General features: G+C 74.3%; 22 protein-coding genes and 1 riboswitch. Of the genes, 12 read left to right on the top strand and 10 right to left on the bottom strand.

Annotation, left to right across the window (positions count from 1 at the left end; genetic code table 11):
• Positions 1 to 198: 198 nt before the first annotated feature.
• On the top strand, positions 199 to 1218 hold the full coding sequence (locus IRY44_RS20290) for a GNAT family N-acetyltransferase (RefSeq protein WP_194801861.1): 1020 nt from the start codon (positions 199 to 201) through the stop codon (positions 1216 to 1218).
• 52 nt (positions 1219 to 1270) lie between these two features.
• Positions 1271 to 2944: a phenylacetic acid degradation protein PaaN gene (gene paaN / locus IRY44_RS20285; RefSeq protein ID WP_194801860.1), complete on the top strand. Its 1674-nt coding sequence runs from the start codon at positions 1271 to 1273 to the stop codon at positions 2942 to 2944.
• 59 nt (positions 2945 to 3003) lie between these two features.
• Here paaN and IRY44_RS20280 read toward each other — a convergent pair whose 3' ends face one another.
• The gene (locus IRY44_RS20280) at positions 3004 to 3519 is read right to left on the bottom strand and encodes a GNAT family N-acetyltransferase (RefSeq protein ID WP_194801859.1); all 516 of its coding nucleotides are present in this window, start codon (positions 3517 to 3519) and stop codon (positions 3004 to 3006) included.
• 219 nt (positions 3520 to 3738) lie between these two features.
• Between IRY44_RS20280 and IRY44_RS20275 the strand changes: the two genes are divergently transcribed.
• The 3 genes from IRY44_RS20275 (at position 3739) to groL (ending at position 7240) form a co-directional block, all read left to right on the top strand.
• Entirely contained in the window at positions 3739 to 3942 is a 204-nt protein-coding gene (locus IRY44_RS20275; protein ID WP_013288855.1) for a cold-shock protein, read from the top strand.
• 110 nt (positions 3943 to 4052) lie between these two features.
• A complete protein-coding gene (locus IRY44_RS20270; RefSeq protein WP_194801858.1) occupies positions 4053 to 5342 on the top strand; it encodes a hypothetical protein in 1290 nt (429 codons plus the stop codon).
• Positions 5343 to 5617: 275 nt separating this feature from the next.
• Positions 5618 to 7240, top strand: a complete 1623-nt coding sequence (groL, locus tag IRY44_RS20265; RefSeq protein ID WP_018787968.1) for a chaperonin GroEL — start codon at positions 5618 to 5620, stop codon at positions 7238 to 7240.
• A 71-nt stretch (positions 7241 to 7311) separates the two neighbouring features.
• Here groL and IRY44_RS20260 read toward each other — a convergent pair whose 3' ends face one another.
• Together IRY44_RS20260 and IRY44_RS20255 are read right to left on the bottom strand one after the other, a co-directional pair.
• On the bottom strand, positions 7312 to 7554 hold the full coding sequence (locus tag IRY44_RS20260) for a hypothetical protein (RefSeq protein WP_194801857.1): 243 nt from the start codon (positions 7552 to 7554) through the stop codon (positions 7312 to 7314).
• Between the two features lie 70 nt (positions 7555 to 7624).
• On the bottom strand, positions 7625 to 8551 hold the full coding sequence (locus IRY44_RS20255) for a GNAT family N-acetyltransferase (RefSeq protein ID WP_194801856.1): 927 nt from the start codon (positions 8549 to 8551) through the stop codon (positions 7625 to 7627).
• 70 nt (positions 8552 to 8621) lie between these two features.
• Between IRY44_RS20255 and IRY44_RS20250 the strand changes: the two genes are divergently transcribed.
• Complete coding sequence (locus IRY44_RS20250; RefSeq protein ID WP_194802003.1) at positions 8622 to 9140, top strand: YfbM family protein; 519 nt, start codon at positions 8622 to 8624, stop codon at positions 9138 to 9140.
• A gap of 48 nt (positions 9141 to 9188) precedes the next feature.
• On the opposite strand, the gene IRY44_RS20245 is transcribed toward IRY44_RS20250, so the two are convergent.
• On the bottom strand, positions 9189 to 11588 hold the full coding sequence (locus IRY44_RS20245) for a S8 family serine peptidase (RefSeq protein WP_194801855.1): 2400 nt from the start codon (positions 11586 to 11588) through the stop codon (positions 9189 to 9191).
• Between the two features lie 68 nt (positions 11589 to 11656).
• Between IRY44_RS20245 and IRY44_RS20240 the strand changes: the two genes are divergently transcribed.
• Positions 11657 to 13474, top strand: coding sequence for a glycerol-3-phosphate dehydrogenase/oxidase (locus IRY44_RS20240; protein ID WP_194802002.1), 1818 nt, complete (start codon positions 11657 to 11659; stop codon positions 13472 to 13474).
• Positions 13475 to 13540: 66 nt separating this feature from the next.
• A complete protein-coding gene (locus tag IRY44_RS20235; protein ID WP_194801854.1) occupies positions 13541 to 14044 on the top strand; it encodes a hypothetical protein in 504 nt (167 codons plus the stop codon).
• On the opposite strand, the gene IRY44_RS20230 is transcribed toward IRY44_RS20235, so the two are convergent.
• Positions 14041 to 15441 carry an FAD-binding oxidoreductase gene (locus IRY44_RS20230; protein WP_194801853.1) on the bottom strand — a complete coding sequence of 467 codons (1401 nt, stop codon included), beginning with the start codon at positions 15439 to 15441 and terminating at the stop codon, positions 14041 to 14043. The two genes, IRY44_RS20235 and IRY44_RS20230, sit on opposite strands and share 4 nt — an antisense overlap.
• A gap of 33 nt (positions 15442 to 15474) precedes the next feature.
• On the opposite strand from IRY44_RS20230, the gene IRY44_RS20225 reads away from it, so the two are divergent.
• The gene (locus IRY44_RS20225; protein ID WP_194801852.1) at positions 15475 to 15807 is read left to right on the top strand and encodes a DUF4031 domain-containing protein; all 333 of its coding nucleotides are present in this window, start codon (positions 15475 to 15477) and stop codon (positions 15805 to 15807) included.
• Here IRY44_RS20225 and IRY44_RS20220 read toward each other — a convergent pair.
• Complete coding sequence (locus IRY44_RS20220) at positions 15733 to 16368, bottom strand: metal-dependent phosphohydrolase (protein ID WP_194801851.1); 636 nt, start codon at positions 16366 to 16368, stop codon at positions 15733 to 15735. The genes IRY44_RS20225 and IRY44_RS20220 overlap by 75 nt on opposite strands.
• Before the next feature lie 69 nt (positions 16369 to 16437).
• On the opposite strand from IRY44_RS20220, the gene IRY44_RS20215 reads away from it, so the two are divergent.
• Complete coding sequence (locus IRY44_RS20215; protein ID WP_194801850.1) at positions 16438 to 17691, top strand: aromatic acid exporter family protein; 1254 nt, start codon at positions 16438 to 16440, stop codon at positions 17689 to 17691.
• A gap of 68 nt (positions 17692 to 17759) precedes the next feature.
• Here the strand turns inward: IRY44_RS20215 and IRY44_RS20210 are convergent, their stop codons facing one another.
• Positions 17760 to 19031 carry an aminotransferase class V-fold PLP-dependent enzyme gene (locus tag IRY44_RS20210; protein ID WP_194801849.1) on the bottom strand — a complete coding sequence of 424 codons (1272 nt, stop codon included), beginning with the start codon at positions 19029 to 19031 and terminating at the stop codon, positions 17760 to 17762.
• A gap of 44 nt (positions 19032 to 19075) precedes the next feature.
• Positions 19076 to 19198: riboswitch (SAM riboswitch) on the bottom strand.
• 23 nt (positions 19199 to 19221) lie between these two features.
• On the opposite strand from IRY44_RS20210, the gene IRY44_RS20205 reads away from it, so the two are divergent.
• Entirely contained in the window at positions 19222 to 20715 is a 1494-nt protein-coding gene (locus IRY44_RS20205; protein WP_194802001.1) for a PrsW family intramembrane metalloprotease, read from the top strand.
• 18 nt (positions 20716 to 20733) lie between these two features.
• Here IRY44_RS20205 and IRY44_RS20200 read toward each other — a convergent pair whose 3' ends face one another.
• Positions 20734 to 20901 carry a hypothetical protein gene (locus IRY44_RS20200; RefSeq protein WP_167796936.1) on the bottom strand — a complete coding sequence of 56 codons (168 nt, stop codon included), beginning with the start codon at positions 20899 to 20901 and terminating at the stop codon, positions 20734 to 20736.
• Between the two features lie 97 nt (positions 20902 to 20998).
• On the bottom strand, positions 20999 to 21346 hold the full coding sequence (locus IRY44_RS20195) for a co-chaperone GroES (protein ID WP_013288840.1): 348 nt from the start codon (positions 21344 to 21346) through the stop codon (positions 20999 to 21001).
• Positions 21347 to 21508: 162 nt separating this feature from the next.
• Here IRY44_RS20195 and IRY44_RS20190 point away from each other — a divergent pair, with 162 nt between their 5' ends.
• Positions 21509 to 22795 carry an AI-2E family transporter gene (locus IRY44_RS20190; RefSeq protein ID WP_194802000.1) on the top strand — a complete coding sequence of 429 codons (1287 nt, stop codon included), beginning with the start codon at positions 21509 to 21511 and terminating at the stop codon, positions 22793 to 22795.
• Positions 22796 to 22847: 52 nt separating this feature from the next.
• Here the strand turns inward: IRY44_RS20190 and IRY44_RS20185 are convergent, their stop codons facing one another.
• Complete coding sequence (locus tag IRY44_RS20185) at positions 22848 to 24992, bottom strand: ATP-dependent DNA helicase (protein ID WP_194801848.1); 2145 nt, start codon at positions 24990 to 24992, stop codon at positions 22848 to 22850.
• Positions 24993 to 25021 lie beyond the last annotated feature (29 nt).

The following is a 25021-nucleotide window of genomic DNA, read 5'->3' as shown; positions in this document are numbered from 1 at the left end:
AAAACCACCCTCAAGGACTTGACGGCAGGAACCGGACGGCGCAAGATGCTTCGTGCGGGAGGGCATCCGCCGGAGACTTTTCAAGTTCTTGCGACCCAACGCCGGAGGCGTTGTGCGGACGTCCCTCCCGACCAACGTTCGAAGGGGCCGGCGGAAAACCGCTGGCCCCTTCGCTGTGTCCGGCGCACCCTCGGTGGCATGACGCTCACCGTGACGCCGCTGGATCCCACCGACCGGCAGACGCTCGACGCGGTGTACCGGATCGCCTGCGCCGCCCAGGCCGTCGACGAACCGGACCTTCCGCCGACCTGCCGCCGCCGTTTCGAGGCGCTGCTGTCGCACCCGATGCCCGGCATCGAGGGACGCTGGCTCGTCGCCCGCCTGGACGGGCTGCCGGTCGGCTGGCTCCGGCTGCACCTGCACACGATCGAGAACACCGAGAACGCCACCGTCGAACTGACCGTCGACCCGGCGTATCGGCGGCGCGGCATCGGACGCGCGCTGCACGAGCACGGCGTCCGGCTGCTCCGCGAGCGCGGCGGCAAACGCCTGGTCGGCTCGACCGCCGCCGCGCTGCCCGGCGAGGAGGACCGGGTCTTCCCCGGCGCCGCGTTCGCCGCCGCCCTGGGCGCCGAGCCGGCGCTGGCCGACGTCCGCCGCCGGCTCGACGTGACCGGGCTCGACCGTGACCGGCTCGCCGCGCTGCTGGCCGAGGCCCGCGCCGCGGCCACCGGCTACCGGCTGGTGCGGTGGCGCGAGCACGCGCCCGACGAGTACGTCGCGGACGCCGCCTACCTGGAGGGCCGGCTGCTGCTCGACGCGCCCATGGGCGAGCTGGACTGGGAGCCGGAGCGGATGGACGCGGCGCGGGTGCGGGACGCGGAACGGGCGCTTGATGCCCGGGGCGTACGCCGCTACAACACCGGTGCGGTGCACGAGGCGACCGGCCGCCTGGTCGGCTGGACCCAGCTCAGCCTTGACGCGAGCAGCACCGACCACGCCTGGCAGCAGATCACCCTGGTCGACCCCGATCACCGCGGCCACCGGCTCGGCCTGCTCTGCAAGGCGGAGAACCTGGCGTACGCGCTGGCGCACGAACCGGCGTTGCGGGCCGTCGACACCTGGAACGCGGCGGCGAACCGGCACATGATCGCGATCAACGAGCGGCTCGGGTTCCGCCCAGCCGCCGGTTCCGTCGACTGGCAGTTGACGATCTGAGTTGTGACACGCCCCTACTGATCTGGTGCCTTTCTGTTGCATGATGGCGGGCATGACGGAGACCCCGCACCCCCTGTACGACAGGCACCGCGAGACCCTCGACCGGGCGCTGACCGCCATCGCGGAGCGCGGGTACTGGTCGGCCTACCCCGAGTCGCCCAGCCCCCGGGTGTACGGCGAGACCGCCGCCGCCGACGGCAGGGCCGCCTTCGAGGCGTACCTGGGCGGCGACTTCCCGCTCGACCAGGCCGGTGACGGCACCACAGTGGCGACCGAGGCCAGCCCGTTCGGAGTGGCGCTGGACGTGCGCTACCCGCACGCGGGCGCCGACCAGCTGGTGTCCGCCGCGAGCGCGGCGCTGCCCGCCTGGCGCGACGCCGGACCGCAGGCCCGCGCCGGTGTCTGCCTGGAGATCCTGGACCGGCTGCACCGCAACGTGTTCGAGCTGGCGAACGCGGTGCAGTTCACCAGCGGCCAGGCGTTCGTGATGGCGTTCCAGGCCGGTGGCGCGCACGCGCTGGACCGGGCGCTGGAGGCGATCGCCTACGCGTACGCGGAGATGACCCGTCACCCGGGGACCGCCGGCTGGGAGAAGGCCGCAGGCAAGGGCGACCCGTTGCGGATGACCAAGACGTTCCACGTGGTGCCGCGCGGGGTCGCGCTGGTCATCGGCTGCAACACGTTCCCGACCTGGAACTCGTACCCCGGTCTGTTCGCCTCGCTGGCCACCGGCAACCCGGTGGTGGTGAAGCCGCACCCGCGCGCGGTGCTGCCGCTGGCGATCACCGTCAAGTACGCCCGCCAGGTGCTCGCCGAGGCCGGCTTCGACCCGAACCTGGTGCAGCTCGCCCCCGAGACCGACGGCGAGAAGCTCGCCACCACGCTGGCCCTGCACCCGGCCGTCAAGATCGTCGACTTCACCGGCTCCACCGAGTACGGCGACTGGCTGGAGGCGAACGCCCGGCAGGCCGCCGTCTACACCGAGAAGGCCGGCCTGAACACGGTGGTGATCGACTCCACCGACGACTTCGCCGGGCTCTGCCGCAACCTCGGCTTCACGCTGACCCTGTACAGCGGCCAGATGTGCACCACCTCGCAGAACCTGCTGATCCCGCGCGACGGCATCTCCACCGACCAGGGGCACAAGAGCTTCGACGAGGTGGCCGCCGGGATCGCCGGCGCGGTCGCGAAGCTGACCGCCGACCCGGCCCGGGGCGTCGAGCTGACCGGCGCGATCGTCAACGACGGCGTGCTGGAGCGGCTGGAGGAGGTCACCAAGGTCGGCGAGCCGGTGCTGGAGTCGCGCACCGTCGAGCACCCGTCGTTCCCCGGCGCGGTGGTGCGTACGCCGACCGTGGTGAAGCTCGACGCGTCCGACACCGCCACCTACTCGCGGGAGTGGTTCGGGCCGATCTCGTTCGCCATCGCCACCGACTCGACCGAGCACAGCCTGCGCATCCTGCGCGAGACGGTGGGGGAGAAGGGCGCGCTGACCGCGGGCGTCTACTCCACCGACGAGGCGGTGCTGGACGCGGCCGAGGCCGCGGCGGTCGACGCCGGGGTGCACCTGTCCTGCAACCTGACCGGCGGGGTTTTCGTCAACCAGTCGGCCGCGTTCTCCGACTTCCACGGCTCCGGCGCGAACGCGGCGGCCAACTCGGCGCTGACCGACGGCGCGTACGTGGCAAACCGGTTCCGCATCGTGCAGAGCCGCCGGCACGCCTGAGTCACCGCCTTCGGGTGCGTCGGTCGTCGCGGTGACGACCGACGCGCCCGGCGGCGTTCTCAGGCCGGGCGGCGCATCTGGAGTTCGTACAGGCCGGTGATCCGGGGGTGCGGCACCCGTACCCCGGTGTCCACGAAGCCCAGCTTCTGATAGGCCCGATAGGCGCGGTCGTTGCCGACCACCACCTCCATCATCAGTTCGGGCCGCCCGCAGGCGCGCGACCAGGCCGCCACCTCGTCGACGAGCGCCGCCAGCAGGCCGGTACCCCGCAGCGCCGGGGTCACGTAGACCGCGTAGACGAGCGTCAGGCCCGGTTCGTCCGGCGCCGCGACGCCGCCGGCGTGGCCGACCAGACGGCCACCCGGATCGGCCACGAACTGCGCGTTGTGGTCGCCCCGGGAGACGGCCGCGACCCGGGCCGCGAACTCCGTGTGCGGCAGGGCGGCGGCCTCGGCCACGGTCTCCAGGAACGCCAGCGGAGAGTCGGCCAGCATCTCCAACCGGAGCGCCCGCATCCGGGCGGCGTCGGTCGGCCGGACCCGGTGGACGATGGTCGTGGTGCGCACGCTGGTCATGCCGCATGCATACCGGACGACCCGACGCGCGTGTGCGACCGGGCTGTTCCACGCCCGGAATATGCCCGATTTGTGGTCGTGCGCCGTCGTCACGCCTCGTGTAGCGTGCGATTTCGGTCACCGAATTCAGCATTACCGATCGCTGGGCCCGGTGCGCCGCCGGTGCCGGTCCGCCGGTCCCCGGGTCTTGGAACGCCGCGCAGAGTGAGGAAGTGCACCGTGGCACAGGGCACCGTGAAGTGGTTCAACGCCGAAAAGGGCTACGGCTTCATCGCCGTCGACGGCGGGCAGGACGTCTTCGTCCACTTCTCCGCGATCGAGATGGACGGCTACAAGGCGCTCGACGACGGCCAGCGCGTCGAGTTCGAGATCGCGCAGGGGCAGAAGGGCCCGCAGGCCGAGCGGGTCCGCGTCATCGCCTGATCTGCGGCGGGCGGTGCTCCGTGACCGGGCCCCGGACCGGGGGGCTGCGTCGCGGCCGGCCACCATGGAAGATCATGAGCCGTTCCAGCCGTAGTCGCTGAGGAGGGCCCATGTCCGATCTGCCCCCGTCGGGTTCCACCGAGCCGGTGCCGCCAGCGTCGGCCGACCCGACCGCGCCCCCACCGCCGGCCGCCGCGCCGGGACCGCCGGGGACGCCCGCCTCCGGCCCGCCCGGCGCCGACCCGTGGGCCGGTCAGACCGGCCACGCCCCGATCGTTCCGGAGGACGGCAGCCCGCAGCCCGGCGCCCCGAACCCGGCCGGCCAACCCGGCTGGGGTACCCCGCCCGGCTGGACCGCGCCGGGCGCTACGCCGCAGAACTGGAACGCCCCGGGCACCCCGCCACACGGCTGGAACGCGCCGCCCGGCACGCCCCCCACCGGCTGGGGCCCTCCCGCGTACCCGGGCCATCCCATGCCCGGCGCGGCGTACCCGGTGCCCGGTGCCGCGTACCCGATGCAGGCCGGTCCCGGCGCGTACGTCGGCTGGTTCCCCGGCCTCGACCCGCAGGATCCGCTCGTCAACCCGCCGCACGCGGGCATCGGTCCCTGGTTCGCCCGCTGCACCGCCGCGTTGCGGCGCGGCTGGCGGCAGCTGCTGCCGATCGTCCTGCTCACCCAGGTGCTCCCGGCTTCGGTGATCAGCGTCCTCACGCTCGTCTTCAGCCCCGAGGGCGAGCTGGCGACAGCGCCGGACGGCGCGCCGGTGCTGCCGGCCGGCTTCTGGGGGCAGATGTTCGCCTTCTACGGCGTGCTCCTGTCCGCCGGGCTGGTCTTCGGCCTGCTCCAGGCGATGGGCTGGGCCGCCGGCACCTGGGTGGTCACCCGCCAGGCGGCCGGCGAGCCGGTCGAACTCGGCGCCGCCTTCCGGTACGGGCTGCGCCGCGCTCTCGGCCTGTGGGGCTGGACGCTCCTCGTCTCGCTCCTGGTCGTGCTCGGCAGTTGCTTCTGCCTGCTGCCCGGCCTGTACGCCGCGTTCGCGCTGGCCCTGTTCGGCCCGGTCTACCTGTTCGAGCGGCGGGAGCCGATCGGGCGCGCGTGGCGGATGTTCCACAGCCGGTTCGGCATGGTGCTGGGCCGGGTCGCGCTGGTGATCGCGGTGCTCTTCGCGGCGACGGTGCTCGACGCCGTGGTGGGCGGGATCAGTGGGGCGGCGTTCGGCGTCACGCCGATGAACGCCGTCGGCACCGCGATCGGGGCCGTGGTGCTCGCCGTGTTCGGTGCCCTGCTCGCCGCCCCGGCCTACCTGGCGCAGCAGGTCGGGCTGGTCGTCACGTACGCCGAACAGCGGGCTCACGAAGGCCCGGTGAACGCGGCTCGGCTGGCGGCGGAACTCGGCTGAGCGGGGCTGTCGTGCTTGCACTCGGCTAGGGAGAGTGCTAAACAAGTCATTGGCACTCGCGTACGGTGAGTGCCAGAAGGTCGGGGCGGTAGGGCCACGGTCGCACCGGTGTCCGAAGGGGTGCCGGAGCGGTACGAGGCCGGTCGTCGCGGGCTGTCCGGCCCGACCGAGGAGACGTCGTCGTCGCCAGGTGGCGACGTCCCCAAGGTGCGTACACCAGACGGCCCATCCGGGCATCCCGGGTGGCCCGTGAGTGTCCAGGAGGACAACGCCGTATGGCCAAGATGATCGCGTTCGACGAAGAGGCGCGCCGCGGCCTCGAGCGGGGCATGAACCAGCTCGCCGACGCCGTGAAGGTGACCCTCGGCCCCAAGGGCCGCAACGTCGTGCTCGAGAAGAAGTGGGGTGCCCCCACCATCACCAACGATGGTGTGAGCATCGCCAAGGAGATCGAGCTCGAGGACCCGTACGAGAAGATCGGCGCCGAGCTGGTCAAGGAGGTCGCGAAGAAGACCGACGACGTCGCCGGTGACGGCACGACGACGGCGACCGTCCTGGCCCAGGCCCTGGTCCGTGAGGGTCTGCGTAACGTGGCCGCCGGCGCCAACCCGATGGCCCTGAAGCGGGGCATCGAGGCGGCCGTGGCCAACGTCTCGGAGGAGCTGCTCAAGCTCGCCAAGGACGTGGAGACCAAGGAGCAGATCGCCTCCACCGCCTCCATCTCCGCCGCCGACCCCAGCGTCGGCGAGATCATCGCCGAGGCGATGGACAAGGTGGGCAAGGAAGGTGTCATCACCGTCGAGGAGAGCAACACCTTCGGCCTGGAGCTCGAGCTCACCGAGGGCATGCGCTTCGACAAGGGCTACATCTCCGCCTACTTCATGACCGACCCGGAGCGTATGGAGGCCGTCTTCGACGACCCGTACATCCTGATCGTCAACAGCAAGATCTCGTCGGTGAAGGACCTGCTCCCGATCCTGGAGAAGGTCATGCAGTCGGGCAAGCCGCTGCTGATCATCGCCGAGGACCTGGAGGGCGAGGCCCTGGCCACCCTGGTGGTCAACAAGGTCCGTGGCACCTTCAAGTCGGTCGCCGTCAAGGCGCCGGGCTTCGGTGACCGCCGCAAGGCCATGCTGACCGACATCGCCATCCTCACCGGTGGTCAGGTCATCAGCGAGGAGGTCGGCCTCAAGCTGGACGCGACCGGCCTCGAGATGCTGGGCCGCGCCCGCAAGGTCGTGGTGACCAAGGACGAGACCACCATCGTCGACGGTGCCGGTGACGCCGAGCAGATCCAGGGCCGGGTGAACCAGATCCGGGCCGAGATCGACAAGAGCGACTCCGACTACGACCGGGAGAAGCTGCAGGAGCGTCTGGCCAAGCTGGCCGGCGGTGTTGCGGTGATCAAGGTCGGCGCGGCCACCGAGGTCGAGCTGAAGGAGCGCAAGCACCGCATCGAGGACGCCGTCCGCAACGCGAAGGCCGCCGTCGAGGAGGGCATCGTCCCGGGTGGTGGCGTCGCGCTGGTGCAGGCCGGCAAGACCGCCTTCGACAAGCTGGACCTGGCCGGCGACGAGGCGACCGGCGCGCAGATCGTCAAGATCGCGCTGGACGCCCCGCTGCGGCAGATCGCCGTCAACGCCGGCATGGAGGGTGGCGTCGTCGTCGAGCGCGTCCGCAACCTCGACCCGGGTCACGGCCTCAACGCCGCGACCGGCGAGTACGTGGACCTGCTGGCCGCGGGCATCATCGACCCGGCCAAGGTGACGCGTTCCGCGCTGCAGAACGCCGCTTCGATCGCCGCGCTGTTCCTCACCACCGAGGCCGTCGTCGCGGACAAGCCGGAGAAGACCCCGGCCGCCCCGGCCGGCCCGGGTGGCGGGGAGATGGACTTCTGAGTCCAGCTCCATCCAGTACGCCGAAGGGGGCGGGCCGCGTCAGCGGTCCGCCCCCTTTCCGCGTACCCGGCTCAGGTGGGCAGCGGGCGCTGGTTGCGCCGCTTGTGCGCCCTGTCGTACGGCGGCGGCAACCGCCTCGGCTCGTCCACCGGCTGCCGTGTCTCCTCCACCGGTGGCCCGTCGCCGCCGGTCAGCTCGGCGAGCTGCTCGGCGTCACCGACGTCGAGCCGGTCGAACGGAAGCTGGCCGGGAAGCTCGTCGGACGGGCGCCGGCCCGCCGCCGGGTCCTCGGCCCGTTCGTCATTCGTGGTCATGCACCGCCTCCTCTGCTCCGACCGTAGAGCCCGGTCGATGGCGAAGGAGGCCGAATGGCGCTATTGACGTCTATGCCCCTTTGACGGCTTTCCGGTACAGGAAGAACACCCGCTCGATCCGGGCACCCGCCGCGTTCGAGTAGAACGGCACCGGCCCCACCCAGCCGATCTGCGCCGCCGTGATCCCGGCGGCCGCCTGGTCACGCAGGCACCGGCGCAGCAGCACGCCGCCGATCCCGGAGCCCTCCGCCGCCGGTGCGGTGCCCATCGGCCCGAACCAGCTCGGCCGCGCCGACCCGTAGGCGGCGAACCCGAGGATCTCGCCGTCCCGCTCGGCCAGGTGCACACCCGCGTCCGGCCGCCCCACCGAACCGGCCAGCTCACCGTCCCAGGTGCCGCCGAACGTGGACCTGGCGAACGCGGCGAGCGCCGGCAGGTCGTCGGGGCCGGCCCGGCGTACCGTCACGCCCCGCCCGGCCAGCCGCTGCTCGGCGGCCTCGGTGGGACGCAGCGCCGCCGACCCGTCGGCCAGCTCGGCGGTCATGTTCCAGGCGGTACGGTCCTGCCGGTAACCCAGCCGCTGCGCGGCGCAGACCGCCGGGGTGTAACGCACGTCGATGCCGGGCCAGGCGTAGTGCGGCGGGTTGCCGGCGAGCAGCACCTCGGCCGCGCCGAGCGCGCCGAGCCGGCTCTCCGCCTCGGTCAGCAGCGCCCCGCCGACGCCCTGGCGGCGTTCCGCAGGCGCGACCGCGACCAGGTCGACGTGGCCGAGGCGCGGATCGGCCGCCGACAGCGACCCGATCAGTACGCCGACCAGCGCGCCGTCGCGTACCGCGCCGAGCACCACGACCGGCCGGTGCGCCGCCGCCCGCCGGGTCAGAGTGTCCACGATGCCCGGCGCCTCGGCCGCGTCCTCGGACAGGTCGAGCGCGCGCCCGCACAGGTCGACAACCGCAGGCGACGGCTCGGGCGGCAGATCGGTGATCTCCACGTTCATGGCTGCCGACGGTAGCGCCCTCCGCCGGACGACGGGTGTCGGGCCCGGTCTCTAGGCTGCGCCCGTGAGCATGAACGGGAATTGGATCCGGGTGAGGCCCGACGAGTTGGCGCGGGCCAGAGCGGACCACGACTGGGCCTACGAGTTCGCGCAGGCGGCGGCCGATGCCGAAGACGTGCGGCACGCCGGCACGGGCAAGGCCTGGCAGGCACTGCAGTTCCTGCTGGAGCGGCGCGGCGTCACGGTGCCGCTGGTCACCGGCGGCGAGCTGCTCGTCGCGCTGCCCGACGCCCCGCCGGAGGGCATGGACTGGGCGGAGTTCCTCGAGCCGTACGACTGGGGCTACGGCCCGCCGGCCTACCTGACGCCGGAGCAGGTAGCCGAGGCGGCGACCGCGCTGGCCGGGATCACCGAGGAGGACCTGTTGTGGGGCGTCGACCCGGCCGAGCTGACCGCTGCGGACATCTATCCGCTGATCTGGGACCGCGACGGTGAGCTGGACTGGGTGGCCCACCACCTGCCGTACGCCCGGGACTACTTCGCCGCAGCGGCGAAGGCGGGCGACGCGGTCATCTGCTGGCTCGACTGACCGGCGGGGCGTCGCGGTGGCCGGTGGTACGGCTGTGACGACTGGCGTTCACCCGGCCCGGGCCGCGCGCACCGCCGCGTACGCGTCCACCAGCCCGGCGCCGGAGACGTCCTGCGGTCCGCCGCAGGTGCCGGCAGGCGACGCGACCGGCTGCGCGGTGTCGCGCAGGATGGCCCGGGTCCGTTCCAGGTTGCCGAGCAGCGCCGGGTTCGCCGACCACATCAGCGCCACCACACCGGCGATCTGCGGCGTCGCCATCGAGGTGCCGTCCAGCGTCGCGTACCCACCGCCGGGCATCGCGGAGAGCACAGCCGCACCGGGGGCGACCAGGTCCGGCTTGGCCCGGCCGTCCGGCGCCGGGCCCCGGCTGGAGAACTCGGTGACGCGGCGCTGCCGGTCCACCGCCCCGACGGTCAGCACGTCCGGGTACGGCGCGGGCGGGTCCGCGATCGAGCCGCACGACGGGCCGGTGTTACCGGCAGCGGCCACCACCAGGATGCCGGCCGCGGTCAGCGCTGCGGTCGCCGGTCGCAGTGCCCCCGGGTCGCATCCCTCGACCGGCGGGCAGCCCCACGAGTTGGTGAGCACGTCCGGGGCGCGGGAGGGACGGCCGTCGGTCAGCGGGTTCCCGCCCGGCGGGAACGGGGCCAGCATGAACTGGAGACAGTCGAGGTAGCGGGCCGGGCTGCCCATGTTGCGGTCCAGGTTGACGCAGCCGACCCAGCTCGCGCCGGGCGCGACGCCGATCCCGTCCCGGCCCACCGCGCTGCCCAGCGTGTGGGTGCCGTGGCCACCCCGGTCGGCCGGGACGCGGCGGCCCTCCCACGGGTCGTACCAGGAGTCGTCGCCGCCCCGGAAGCCGCCCGCGAGCGCCGGGTGCCGGCCGTCCACCCCGGAGTCGGAGCTGCCGACCACCACACCGGACCCGGTGACCCCCAGCTCCGACCAGACCCGGTCCGCGCCGATCAGCGAGACGTTCCAGGCCGGGCCGGCCGGTGCGGGCTGGTCGCCGCGTGCCTCCGGGGCGAGCGCGGGCAGCGGGCGTACCCGCTGGCTGACCAGCACGCGGGCCACCTCGGGGCGGCTCGACAACCAGGCCCGTACCGCCGGGCCGCCGTCCGTCTCGATCGCGTTCACCAGGTAGTACGGCGTCGGGTTCAGCCGCATCCGGGTGAGCGTGCGGCGCAGGTCGCCCTGCGTGCGGTCGGCTGTCGCCACCAGCCGCCGGTAGACCTCGGTCGCCCGGGCGTCCCGTCCGGCCCGGCCCGGCGTCCCGGCCGGCAGGCCGGTCAGGTCGGCCTGCTCGCGCAGCACCACGAGCAGCCGCTCGCCGTACAGACCGGGCTGGCCGGGGACCACGTACACCACGGCGACGGCGGCGAGCAGCGCGGCGGCGGCCAGCGCGGCCGGACCGCGCCGGGGCGCGCGGGCGCGGGATCGGGCGAGCAGCACGCCGTACCCGACTGCGAGCAGGACCGCGACGGCGAACGCCACGCCGGTGCCCACCGCGACCCAGAACGGCATGTCGCGGGTGGCGGAGAGCAGGAGGCTGATCTCCTCCGGGTCGGTGAACGCCAGCGGCCCCAGCAGGGCGAGCCCGACCAGCCGGCGCACCGGCGCGGGCCCGGCCGGACGGCCCGCGTGGCGGGCCGCCGCCTCCAGCGCGGCCAGCACGAAACCGAGCGGCGGCAGCAGGACCAGCGCCGGCAGTTGCACGCCCGTCTGCCCGGCGCCGGCCGCGAGCGGCGTCAGCGCGACACCCGCGACCAGGCCGCCGACGAGCACCAGCCGGACCGAACCGGGCCCGAACGCGGCCCAGAAACCGGCGCCGAGCAGCGCCCCCGCGAGCGCGCCCAGCGCGGCGGCGGCCAGGGCGGCCAGCAACGTCTCCAGCGCTCCGCCGAGCGCGCCGACCCAGGCCCACGGCAGCAGCAGGGCCAGCCCGGCCGCGATCGCCAGCAGCGACACCGGCCCGAACCGGCCCTCCGGAGCCGCGTCCACCACCACCGGTGGCCGGACCCGGCCGAGACGGACGGCGACGAGCGCGAGCACCGCGGCGGTCACCGCGAGCGCGGCCAGGTACGCCTCGTGGTGCACCGGCGGCACCGCCCGCAGCAGCGTGGTCGTGCCGAGCGCCACCACGGCGGCGGCCCAGGCCCGGCCGGTCGCTCGCAGCGCGGGGGAGCGGGGCGCGAGCGCCAGCGCCAGCGCCGGGGCGCCCGCCAGCAGCACCGTGGCCACCGCCACCACCGGCCAGGCCGCCACCGGCCGGTCCGCGCCGATCACCAGCGCCACCTGGTCGACCAGCCAGCCGGTGACCTGGCCCGGCACGGTGACCAGCACGATCCACACGCCGGTCGCCACCGCCGCGACGACCGGCCACGGACCGGTCCCGCGCGGTGGCGGCGGCGGTACGGGGGCGAGCGGCGGACCGGTCAGCATGGTCATCACGGTACGGCCGGGCCGTGTCGCCGCGCGCCCGGGACGGTTACCGTTGACTGGTGCGTGACCCGAGTGTGTCCCGATCCACGGCCGGCCGGCTGTCCGCCGAGCGCCGCGCCGACGACCTGCGCCGGCTCCGGGCCGAGCGGTTCGACGTGCTGGTCATCGGCGGTGGCGTGACCGGAGCGGGCGCCGCGCTCGACGCCGCGTCCCGAGGGCTGAAGGTCGCCCTGGTGGAGGCGCGTGACTACGCCGCCGGCACGTCCAGCCGGTCCAGCAAGCTGATCCACGGCGGCCTGCGCTACCTGGAGCAGCTGGAGTTCCACCTGGTCCACGAGGCGCTGACCGAGCGCGGCCTGCTCGCCACCCGGCTCGCGCCGCACCTGGTCCGGCCGGTGCCGATCCTGGTGCCGCTGCCCGCCGAGGGCGGCGCACGTGATCTGCCCGGGCGGTTCTTCCGCCGCTCCTACTACGGCCTCGGCGTGGCCGCGTACGACGCGTTCGCCGGGGTCTTCGGCGGCGGGCGCGGCATGCCGCTGCACCGGCACCTCACGCGCGAGGGCACCCGCCGGATCTTCCCCAGCCTCCGGCCGGACAAGCTGGCCGGCGCGATCCGCTACTACGACGGCCAGGTCGACGATGCCCGCCTGGTGGTGACGCTGGCGCGCACCGCGGCGAGCCTCGGCGCGACTGTGGTGACGAGCGCCCGCGCGGTCGGCCTGACCCGGCAGGCCCGGGAGGTCACCGGCGTGCGGGTCCGCGACCTGGAGGCGCCCGCCGGTTCGCCGGACGCCGAGTTCGAGGTACGCGCCCGCACCGTGATCGCCGCCACCGGCGTGTGGAGCGACGACATGTCGCGGATGCTCAACGACGTCGGGCTGCGCCCGAAGCTGCGGGTCCGCGCCTCGAAGGGGGTGCACCTCGTGGTGCCCCGCTCGGCGATCGTCGGCGAGACCGGCCTGATCCTGCGTACCGCGACGAGCGTGCTGTTCGTGATCCCCTGGGGCGGGCACTGGATCATCGGCACCACCGACACGGACTGGCAACTCGACAGGTCCCACCCGGCCGCGACCGCCAGCGACATCGACTACCTGTTGTCGCAGGTGAACGAGGTGCTGGACCGGCCGCTGACCACCGCCGACATCGAGGGCGTCTACGCCGGGCTGCGCCCGCTGCTGGCCGGCGAGGCGGACTCCACCTCCAAGCTGTCCCGCGAGCACGCCGTGGTGGAGCCGATGCTCGGCCTGCTGCTGGTCGCGGGCGGGAAATACACCACCTACCGGGTGATGGCCTCGGACGTGGTCGACCGCGCGATGCACCGGCTCGGCCGGACCCGCTCCTCGCGTACCGCCGACCTGCCGCTGCTCGGCGCCGACGGGTACGCCGCCATGTGGCGGGACCGGGCCGACCTGGCCCGCCGGCACGGGGTGGCGGTCGGCGTGGTCGAGCACCTGCTGGAGCGCTACGGCAGCCTCACCCTGGAACTGCTTGCCCTGGTCGACGCCGATCCGCTGCTCGGCTCGCCGCTGGCGGGCGCGCCGGAATACCTCGCCGCCGAGGTGACGTACGCCGCCCGCGCCGAGGGCGCACTGCACCTGGAGGACGTGCTCACCCGGCGTACCCGGATCTCGATCGAGACCAGCCACCGCGGCCTGGAGTCGGCGGAGCACGCCGCCGAGCTGATGGGTGCGGTGCTCGGCTGGGACGCGGCGACCCGGGACCGGGAGGTCGCCCACTACCGGGCGCGGGTGCTGGCCGAGCGGGAGTCGCAGCTCATGCCGGACGACATCGCGGCAGACGCGGCCCGCCTCGGCGCGCCCGATGTGCGCGGATTCGCGGCAGACCGTGGGACCGACGGCCCGGGCGTTGAACTTCCGGCCTCCCCCAGGTAGGGGATCCCCGACCCGGGCCGCTCGGCCGCTGGTGCGCGCTACCTACGGAAGTGTAGGTTTCCCCGCGTGGTTCGCCCATCCTGGTTGCGCGTCCCCGCCCTGTCCGCTGTTGTGCTGCTGGCAACCGCTCTGACCGGCTGCTCCTTCGGCCGGGCCGAGGGCGCCACCACACCCGGGGCGGTCGGCGCGGCCAGTCCGACACCGGACGGCAGGCGCGTCTCTCTGGTGCAGCGGCTCGGTGACGGCCCGGTCCGCAACCTCGACGTGGACCCGTCCGGCCGCTGGCAGTGCCGCGACTGCGCCGGTGACGGCGTGGACGCCACCGGCACGCTGAGCCCGGACCAGAAGCGGCGGCTCCAGCGGATGCTCGCGGACCCGGCGATCGCGAAGGAGACCGACCAGGCCCGCAACTACAAGCAGGGCTGCATCGGCGTGCTGACCTCGACGCTGCTCGTGCCGCCGGACCTTACCGTCACCATTCAGGACTGCCCGGGCGAGCCGAAGCCGAAGGTGGCCTACGACGTGCTGCTGCTCGTTACCCAGGCCACGCCCGCGGAGGACAAGGGCTAGAACACCTTGCCGGGGTTGAGCAGCCCGGCCGGGTCCAGTGCCGCCTTGATCGCCTGGTGCACGCGTACGCCCACCGGGCCGATCTCGCGGGCCAGCCAGTCCCGCTTCAGCAGCCCGACGCCGTGCTCCCCTGTGCAGGTGCCGCCCAGGTCCAGCCCCAGCCACATGATCTCGTCGAAGGCCTGCCGTCCCCGGGCCAGGCTCGCCGGATCGGCCCGGTCGACAACGATGTTCGGGTGCATGTTGCCGTCGCCGGCGTGGCCGACCACCCCGATCGGCACCCGGCACGCCTCGGCGATCCGGGCCACCCCGTCGAGCAGCTCCGCCAGCCGGCCGCGCGGCACCGCCACGTCGTCGATGACCAGGCCGCCGTTGCCGCCCGGGAACGTCTCGGCGGCGAACCGCTCCATCGCCGGGTGGGCCAGCCGCCGCGCCTGGAGCAGGGCCGCGGCCTCGGCCGCGTCGGTGGCCGCGTAGACCTCGTCGGCGCCCGCCGCGGTGCACACCTCGGCGAGCCGGGCCAGGTCGTCGGCGGCCCGCGCGCCGGTGTCCACCGCCGCGAGCAGCAGCGCCTCGGCATCGGTGCGCAGACCCATCGGCCGGTACGCCTCGATAGCCAGCAGATGCGTCCGGTCCAGCAGTTCCAGCAGGCTCGGCGTGAGCCCGCGCTCGGCGATCCCGGCGACTGCACCGCCTGCCGTCGCCACCGTGGGGAAGACCGCGACCAGGGTCAGTGACTCCTCCGGAGCCGGACGCAACGCCACGGTCACCTCGGTGATCACGCCGAGCGTGCCCTCCGAGCCCACGAACAGGCGGGTCAGGTCGTACCCGGCGACTCCCTTGGCGGTACGCCGCCCGGTGCGCAGCACCTCGCCGGAGGCGAGCACCACCTCCAGGCCCAGCACGTACTCGCTGGTCACGCCGTACTTCACGCAGCACATGCCACCGGCGTTCGTGGCCACGTTGCCGCCGATGGTGGACGACTCCCACGAGCCGGGGTCCGGCGGATACCAGAGGCCGTGCTCCCGTACCGCGCGGGCGAGCGCCGCGTTCACCACGCCCGGCTGCACCACCGCGATCCGGCCGACCGGGTCGATCTCCCGGACCGCGTCCATCGCCACGGTGCTCACCACCACCGCGCCGGCGACCGCGTTCGCCGCGCCGGCCAGCCCGGTCCGCGCGCCCTGCGGCACCACTGGTACGCCGTGCCGCCCGGCCGCCCGGACCACCGCCACCACCTCGTCGGTGTCGCGGGGCCGCACCACCGCGAGCGGGGTGCCCGAGTCGCACAGGTCGGCCTCGTCGCGCTCGTGCCCGGCCAGCAGATCCGGGTCGGTCAGCACGGCGGCGTCACCGAGTGCGGCCCGCAGGTCGTCGAGGAGGGGATGGGCGGCCATGCCGGGAAGGCTACCGGCGTACCGTCTGTTGCCGTGCTCTACCTGGACCCGCCCGCCGTGCCCTGGCGCGGCCGGCTCTGGTCGCACCTGATCAGCGACGTCTCCTACGCCGAGCTGCACGCGTTCGCCGAGATGCTCGGCGCGCCCCGGCGCGGTTTCGACCGCGACCACTACGACGTGCCCGCCGAGCGGTTCCGGACCGCGGTCTGGCTGGGCGCCACTGTGGTGCCGTCGCGGGAGATCGTCCGCCTGCTGCGGGACGCCGGTCTGCGCCGCCCCAAGCACCGCGTCTCAGGTGAGCGCGGCCAGCTCCCGGGACAGGTTGGCCCGGGCCCGGTCCTCCCAGCGGGCGTGCGGCTCGGGTAGGCGGTACAGCGCCGGCAGGTCGAGCAGGTGCCGCAGCACCGCGGCCCGGCCGGTGCGGAAGTCCGGTTCGGGCACGTGCGCGTACTCGGCGCGGATCGCCGCGGCATACCTGTCGTAGCGCTCCGCCGGGGCGGCGAGCACCGCCAGGTCCGCGTCGCACAGCAGCGCGCCGTCCGGGTCGTCCGGCCCGACCGCGTGCCCGGCGGTGAGCAGCACCAGGCGGCGTACCCCGGTCACCGTCGCGGCCGGGAGCCCGGCGGCGGCCAGCAGCTCCCCGGCCAGGTCGGCGCTGGCCCGCTCGTTGGCGTCGCCCGCCGCGCGCGGGTCGTAGACCGCGTCGTGGCACCACGCCGCCAGCCGGACCAGGTCCGCGTCGCGGGCCAGACCGGCGTACGCGTCGACCACGTCGAGCACCGCCCCCAGGTGCGCCTCGTCGTGGTAGCGCCGGTGCGGCTCCCGCCATCCCGCCAGCAGCCGGGCACCGGCCCGGTCGACAGCCGCCGGATCGGTCGCGCCCGCCGCCCGTGCCGTGTCCCGCCAGCGTGCCGTCAGGTCGTCCATCGGGTGCAGTCTGCCCCACTCCGGCCCGGTCGGAGGGATTCAGCCGGGGCGGTACGGGTAGTACCGGCCATGGCCCGGGACGGACGACTGCAGTTCCTGCGTCGTGGCAAGCTGCGCGAAGGGCTGGCGGACCGGGACGGGCAGCGGATCGCCTCCGCGATGGAGGAGTTGCGGCACCGGGGCAAGGCGACGTTGCACGACCGGCTGCACCGGGTCCGTACCGCGTTCGGTCTCGCCGTACAGGCCGGCCTCGCAGCCGGTCTGGCGTACCTGATCTCGCACCGGCTGCTGAAGAACCCGCAGCCGGTCTTCGCCCCGATCTCCGCCGTCGGCACGCTCGCCGCCTCGGTCGGGCAGCGGTTCCGGCGTACGGTCGAACTGATCGCCGGGGTGGCGGTCGGCGTGCTCGTCGGCGACGCGCTGATCTACTTCGTCGGCACCGGCGCGTGGCAACTCGCGCTCGTGGTGACCTCGGCGATCCTGCTGAGCATCTTCGCCGGGGCGAGCGTCGCCATCGTGATCCAGGCCGCGGCCACCGCAGTGCTGATCGTGACGCTCAGCCCGTCCACCGAGAACCTGGAGTTCCCCCGCTTCATCGACGCGTTACTCGGCGGTGGCATCGCGCTGCTGGTCACCGCCATCCTGTTGCCGCTCAACCCGCTCCGGGTGATCAACCGGGCCGCCCGGCCCGCGCTGGACCTGCTCGCCGACCAGCTCGACGCCTGCGCCGACGCGGTGCGCAGCCGGGACCGGGACGCCGCCCAGCAGGCGCTGTTCCGGCTGCGGGAGAACAAGGAGGAACTGGCCGCCCTCTCCGAGGCGATCGAGGGCGCCAAGGAGACCAGCACGCTGTCCCCGGCCCGCTGGCACCGGCGCAGCGAGCTGACCCACTACGCGGAGGCGGCCGACCCGATCGACCGGGCCATGCGCAACACCGGCACGCTGATCCGCCGCGCGGTCACCATGATCGAGGACGACGAACCGGCCCCCGAGCCGATGCCGGACGCGATCGGTCACCTGGCCGAGTCGGTGCGCCTGCTCCGCCAGGAGTTCGCCGCCGGGCAGGAGCCGCAGGAGGCCCGCGAACGGTCGCTGCGCGCGGTGAGCGAGGCCGGCCGGGCGTACGCCGAGGGGGTCGGCTTCTCCGGCAGCGTGGTGATCGCGCAGGTGCGTACCACGGCGAGCGACCTGATGGTGGCCTCCGGGGTCGAGCAGGAGGAGGCGAACCGGCTGGTCCGGCAGGCGTTCGGCGAGAACCGCCAGGGCGAACCCGCCGCCCTGAACCCCGCCGCCCACCCACCCACAGCCCCACCCGTCGGCTGACCCACCCCGGTAGGCCCCGTTGATCATGAGGTTGGCTGGCGGGGAAGCGCTTTCTGCGGCCGCCAACTTCATGATCGTCCCCGTCGGGCGGATAGGGCCGTCAGGAGGGTGTCCACCTCCGGCTCTGTGGTGCCCAGGCCCAGGCTGGCGCGCAGGGCTGTGGGGGGCAGGTCGGTGCGGCCGGTACGGGCGGCGGCCTCGGCCAGCAGGCGCCGGGTCAGCGGGTGGGCGCAGAACAGGCCGTCGCGTACCCCGATCCGGTGCCGGCTCGCCAGGTGGGCGGCCACCTCGGCGGAGTCCCGCCCGGCGACCACGAAGCTGACGATGCCCACCCGGGGCGCTTCGGAGGAGAACATGCGCAGCTCCACCACGTCCGGCAGCGCGGCCAGGCCGGTACGCAGCCGGGCCAGCAGCGCCTGTTCCCGGGCGTGCAGCGCGTCCCGGTCGGCCGCGCCGAGCGCCTCGCAGACCGCGGCGAGCGCCACCGCGCCGAGCAGGTTCGGGGTACCGGCCTCGTGCCGGGCCGGGCCGGTCGTCCAGCGCACCTCGTGCGTCGCCGCGCCGACGTGGCTGGTGGCGCCGCCGCCGGCCAGGTACGGCGGGGCCGCGTCCAGCCAGTCCGCCCGCCCGGCGAGCACGCCCGCGCCGAACGGGGCGTACAGCTTGTGCCCGGACACGGCCACGTAGTCCACATCCAGCGCGGTCAGGTCGACCGGGGCGTGCGGGGCGAGCTGCGCGGCGTCGACCAGGATGCGGGCGCCGTACCGGTGCGCCACCCGGGCCAGTTCGGCGACCGGCCAGCACTCGCCGGTGACGTTGCCGGCGCCGGTGACCGCCACCAGCACCGGCAGGCCGGGCCGGGCGTCGCGGGCCAGTTCGCCGAGCGCCGCCGCGAGGGACCGGACCGCGCCGGCCGGGCTGTCCGGCACCGGCAGCCGTACCGAGCCGCGCGGCCAGGGCAGCAGGTTGGCGTGGTGCTCGCCGCCGAACGTGATCACTGTGGTGCTGGCGGGCAGCGCCCGGGCCAGCAGGTTCAGCGCGTCGGTGGTGTTCCGGGTGAAGATCACGTGGTCGCCGGGGCGGGCGCCGAGGAAGTCGCCCACCGTCTGCCGGGCCCGCTCGTATGCCAGCGTGCAGCGCCGCGACAGCGCGCCGGCGCCCCGGTGCACACTCGCGTACCAGGGAAGAAGCCCGGCCACCGCGTCGGCCGCGGCCCGCGCGCACGGCGCGCTGGCGGCGTGGTCCAGGTTGATCTCCCCCGGTACGCCGAGCACGTCGAGCGGGTCGGGCCGGACCGGCGCGGGCAGCACGGGCAGTGAGGGTACGAGGGTGACGGTCATGCCGGAGCCTCCGGGTCACAGGGACCCCAGGCGTGCCGGGACGGGGTCCGCGCTTGCCCGGCGCGCGGAGCGGCACCGGGCCCGGTCATCACCCGGGGCACCCCACCGCGAACCTCGACGAGGGTTGCCGGCCAGCAAGCCGGGGCTTGACGCTGGCGCTCGTGACCTGTTCGGGAGCATAGCCGTGACGATGCGACCGGACCAGTGGGTCGCGGGTGACTACGCTGACCGCATGGCCGACACCCCGCCCGGCGCAGCACCGCCGCCACCGCACGCGCCCACCGCACCGCCCGCGGGGGCACCGACGCCCGGGATGCCGTCGCGCCGGTTCGACTGGCGACGGGCGTCGGTGCTGGCCGGGGTGGTGCTGCTGATCGCGGCCGGCGCGCTCTACATGGTCTACAAGCTGAGTGAGAGCCTGGGCGCGGAGGCGCTCCTGGTGGGCGCCGTCGCGGCGGTCCTGCCGGTGCCGGTGCTGGTCGCCTGCCTCCTGTGGCTCGACCGCTACGAGCCCGAGCCGCTGCCCTATCTCGTCTTCTGCTTCGCCTGGGGTGCCTTCGTCTCCACCGCCATCTCGCTGAAGGTCAACCAGACCGGCGCGCAGATCTTCGACGACCTGGGGCTGCCCGCCGCGCTCACCGCGGTGCTCGTCGCCCCGTTCATCGAGGAGCTGACCAAGGCGGCCGGCCCGCTCCTGCTGCTGATCTTCCGGCGCCGCGAGTTCTCCGGAATCACCGACGGCCTGGTCTACTGCGGGCTCTCCGCGGTCGGCTTCGCGATGGTGGAGAACATCCTCTACCTGGGCGGCTACGGCTACCGCACCGGCGTGGAGCAGTACGGCCCGGCCACCGGCACGCAGCTGGTGATCGCGCTGTTCATCGGCCGGATCCTGCTGTTCGGCTTCGCCCACCCGCTGTTCACCTCGATGACCGGCGTCGGGCTCGGTATCGCGGCGCGTACCGCCGACCGCCGGGTACGGGTGCTCGCGCCGCTCGCCGGGCTGCTCGTGGCGATGATCCTGCACGGCACCTGGAACCTGCTGCCGACGCTGGCCCAGGCCATCGGGCAGCCGGTGATCGCGCTCTACGGCTTCATCGGCCTGATGATGCCGATCTTCTTCGCGATGGTGGGGCTGGCGATCTGGCTGCGCGCCTGGGAGGGCCGGCTCACCGAGCGCACGTTGCCCGACTACGTACGCGCGGGCTGGCTCACCCCGCCCGAGGTGGCGGCGCTGGGGAGCCTGGGCCGGCGGCACGCGGCGCGTACCTGGGCCCGGCGGGTCGCCGGTGAGGGCGGGGTACGCGCGATGCGCGGCTACCAGTTCGCCGCGACCCGGCTGGCGCTGCTGCGTGACGGGATGCGCCGGGGACTCGATCACAAGCCCGCCGAGCGGGAGCGGACGGCACGGGAGGAACGGGAGTTGCTGGACGCGATCACCGCGTACCGGTCGTTCTTCGTCGGTCGTGACCCGCAGGCGCCGGTCGGGGTCTGGGACGGTCAGCGCTACCACCTGCGGTTCCCGGACGGTTCGCAGCGCCCGGTGGAGGCGCCGGACGACCCGGTGGTGCCGATCCCGGTGGTGCTGGCCCCGCCGCCCGCCTTCCCGCCGAGCGGCTACGGCCCGAGCGGTCACGGCCCGGGCGGCTGGCACCACCCGGGCGCGCCCTGGCACCCGGGGCGCTGAGAGCCGATCCGGGGCCGGTCAGCTCATCAGGCCGGTGAGGAAGTCGCCGAGCCCCTGGGCGATGGCCATCAGCGCGGCCCCGATGCCCTTGAACACCTGCGCCGCACCGTCCGGTCGGAACGCCATGAAGTAGATCAGGAACGCGAGGAATCCCCAGGCGAGGATCTTCTTGATCACTACCGGCATGGTGTCCCTCCCCAGGGCGCGCTGAGGTGCCTGGGCTTCCCGCCGGGCAGCGCCGCAAACGGCACCGCCGCGCAGCGAGCGGCGGCGGAGGGGAGGACTACAGGTACAGACCGGTGGAGCCGGCGGCGGTGCTCTCCACCCGCTCGGCCGCCACGGCGTGCACGTCCCGCTCGCGCAGCAGCACGTACGCCCGCCCGTGCAACTCGACCTCGGAGCGGTCGTCCGGGTCGAACAGCACCCGGTCGCCGGCCACTATCGCGCGGACGTTCGGCCCGACGCCGACCGCTGTGGCCCAGGCCAGCCGCTTGCCCACGGCTGCCGTCGCGGGGATCACGATGCCTGCGGTGGAGCGGCGTTCCCCCTCCGCACCCTCGGTACGCACCAGCACGCGGTCGTGCAGCAGGCGGATCGGCAGCCCGGCGTCGAGACTCTGGTCGGCGGTCACGCGAAGACGCTACCGCGTGGCCGTCTGTCGATTCCGGCGCGGTTGGTGAGAGCGCCGGGAGGGCAATGTGTGGCCGAGTCGCCCTAGGGTGGGGCGTACGGACGTATCCTGTGCCCCCTGTGACCCGGTGGGGCCGATTTGCCGGAGGTGCGCTTGAGCCGCATGGAGCGGATGCGCGGACGGCTCCGCCGTGCGTACGAGTCGGGCCGCGAAGCCGCCCGGACCCGGCGGGCAGCCGCCGCGGAGGCGGCGGACGGGGGCGTGGCCTCGCCCGCCTCCCCGGGCCCGGCCGCCTCGCCGGAGGCGACAGTGGTGGGCGTCGAGCCGCCGGCGGCGTTGCACTCCTCGACTGTGAGCCGGGACGACACCGAGGTGCCGCACGCGCTGCGGATCGCCGCCGCGTGGTGCTGGCGGCTGATCGTGATCGGCATCGTCACCTGGGCCCTGCTCAAGATCGTCGGCACGATCAGCATCGTGATCATCCCGCTGACCGTGGCGCTGCTGCTCTCCGCGCTGCTCGCCCCGGCGGTCGGCTGGCTGCTCCGGGCCCGCCTGCCGCGCTCCCTGGCCACCGGTGTGGTGCTCGTCGGCGGCCTGGCCGCCGTGGTGGGGACGCTGACGCTGGTGGTCAACGAGTTCATCAAGGGCGTACCGGAGCTGAGCGAGAAGTCCTCGCAGGGCGTTCGGCAGATCCAGGACTGGTTCAAGACCGGCCCGCTGCACCTGTCCGACAGCCAGCTCGACCGCTACATCAACGAGGCGCAGAACTGGATCAACGGCAACACCGAGCGGTTCACCAGCGGTGCGCTCAGCACCGCCGCCACGCTCGCCGAGGTGCTCACCGGCACCGTGCTCGTGCTGTTCGCCACGTTCTTCTTCCTGCGTGACGGTAATTCGATCTGGCGGTTCCTGGTCCGGCTGCTGCCGGTCGCGGCCCGCTGGAAGGTCGACGACGCCGGTCGCGCTTCGTGGGCGACGCTCGGCGCGTACGTGCGGGCCACGGTGCTCGTCGCCTTCATCGACGCGGTCGGCATCGGCATCTTCCTGGTGCTGTTCGACATCCCGTTCGCGTTCCCGCTGGCCGCGCTGGTCTTCCTGGGCGCGTTCATCCCGATCGTCGGCGCGTTCCTGTCCGGAGTGGTGGCCGTGCTGGTCGCGCTCGTCGACAGCGGCCCGGTGACCGCCCTGATCATCCTCGGCGTGGTGGTCGGCGTGCAGCAGGTCGAGGGCCACGTGCTCCAGCCGCTGATCATGGGGCGCGCGGTGGCCATCCACCCGCTCGCCGTGATCATCGGCATCGCCGCCGGCGTGGTGCTCGCCGGCATCGCCGGCGCGCTGGTCGCGGTACCGCTGATCGCCGTCCTCAACACCGCGGTGCGCCGGCTCGCCGCGCGTACCGTGCCGGACACCCCGCCGGACGCGGTGGTGGTCGCCTCCCAGGCGCCCTGACCGGGAAACACTCGCCGACGCCCGCGTCACCCCGCCCGGGGAGGCGCGGGCGTCAGCTCTTGGCGAGCCGTTCCAGCGCGCCCCGGGCCACCTCGGGCCGGGTGGTGTACCAGAACGGCGGCAGCGAGCGGCGCAGGAACGGGCCGTATCCGCGGGCCGTCTCCAGCCGCGAGTCGAGCACCGCCACCACGCCCCGGTCACCGGTGGCCCGGATCAGCCGGCCGACACCCTGGGCCAGCCGGACCGCGGCGATCGGAACGCTCACCGCCGCGAAACCCGAGCCGCCACCGGCGTCCACCGCCGCCGCGCGCGCCGCCGCGAGCGGCTCGTCCGGGCGGGGGAACGGCAACCTGTCGATCACCACGAGCTGACAGGCGTCGCCCGGCACGTCCACCCCCTGCCAGAGCGACATCACCCCGAACAGGCAGCTCTCCCGCACCTCACGGAACCGGCGCACAAGCAGCGGCAGCGCCTCCTCGCCCTGGAGCAGCACGGGCAGGTCGGTCCGCGCGCGGACCAGCTCCGCCGCCTGCTGCGCGGCCCGTCGCGACGAGAAGAGCCCGAGGGTACGACCACCGAGCGCCTCGACCAGCGCCAGCAACTCCTCACCGGCCGGTCCGGGCAACCCGGAGACGCTGGGGCGGGGAAGGTGCGCGGCGACGTACAGGATGCCCTGCCGGGCGTAGTCGAACGGCGAGCCGACGTCGAGCGAACTCCAGCCCGGCCCTTCGGTCGCCGGTACGGTGCCGACCGACGCGCGGCTGCCCTCGGCGGCGGCCACCGGCGTGACCGGGGAACGGCCCGCGGCGGCAGCGGTGGCGATCGCGGCGGCGGCCGGTGACGGCGGGGCGGGCGGCGGCGCGTCCAGCCCCAGCGCCCGGGCCACTGTGTCGAAGCGGCCGCCCAGCGCCAGCGTGGCCGAGGTGGCGACCACCGTGCGCTCGTCGTACAGGTGGGTGGCGAGCGTGCCCGCCACCGACAGCGGCGCCACGACGAGCGCGCGGCGGCTGCCGTTGTCCGGCTTCTCGACCCAGGCGACGTCGTGGTCGGCCTCCTCCAGCAGCCGCTGGGCGGTGGTGGACAGCTCGTCCAGCACGGCCTTGGCCTGCTGTTTGCGTACCGGATCGGGGTCGTCGGCCTTCACGTCGCCGATCCCCTCCAGCGCGGCCCGGGTCGCCGAGTCCAGCAGCGTGCACGCCTCGCGCAGCGCGGGCGGCAGACCGGCGGTGAGCCGCCCGGCCGGCGCCTCGGCCAGCCCCACGGCGAGCGCGTCACCCGCCTCGGTGAGCCGTTCGGCCACGTCGGGGCGCAGCAGCGGCCGGGCCCGCCGGGTGGACCTGTCGATCAGCTCCGGCACCAGCTCCGCCTGGGCGGCCGACGAGACCCGGTCGGCCAGCTCGTGCGCCTCGTCCACCACGAGCAGCTTGTGCGGTGGCACGATGTGCCGTCCGGCGAGCATGTCGACGGCGAGCAGGCTGTGGTTGGTGACCACGATGTCGGCCTCGCGGGCCCGCGCCCGGGACGCCTCCGCGAAGCACTCCTGCCCGAACGGGCAGCGGCTCGCGCCAACGCACTCCCGGGCCGGCATGGAGACGCTGCGCCAGACCTGGTCGTCCACGCCCGGGTCCAGCTCGTCGCGGTCGCCGGTGGCGGTCTCCTCGGCCCAGTCGCGCAGCCGCTGCACCTGCTTGCCCAGGCGGCCCGCCTCGCCGAGCCACTTGGTGCCGCCGCTGTTGCCGGCACGCGGCGCGTCGAACAGCGCGTCGTCCGGCTCGTCCTCGACCGAGCTGTCCAGCCGGGCCAGGCAGAGATAGTGGTGACGCCCCTTCAGCACGGCGAAGGTGGGACGGCGGCCCAGCACCGGCTCGACCGCGTCGGCCAGCCTCGGCAGGTCGTGCTCGACGAGCTGGGACTGCAACGCCAGCGTGGCGGTGGAGACCACCACCGGCCCGTCCACTGTCAGCGCCGGAGCGAGGTACGCCAGGGACTTGCCGGTGCCGGTGCCGGCCTGCACCAGCAGATGCTCGCCGGAGGCGATGCTGCGCTCGATCGCCTCGGCCATCTGCTGCTGACCCGGCCGGGCCGCGCCGCCCGGAACCGCGCCCACCGCGGCGGTCAGCAACTCCCCGGCACCGGCGCGGCCCTTGCGGCGCTTCTTCGGGACGGCCGGGCCGGTGGCGGTGCGGGACGGGGTCACCGTGCGACCGTACCCGCCGGCACCGACGG

The organism is Micromonospora sp. ANENR4, assembly GCF_015354395.1.
Taxonomy (GTDB): domain Bacteria; phylum Actinomycetota; class Actinomycetes; order Mycobacteriales; family Micromonosporaceae; genus Micromonospora; species Micromonospora aurantiaca.
This window is presented reverse-complemented; position numbering and strand designations above follow the sequence as displayed.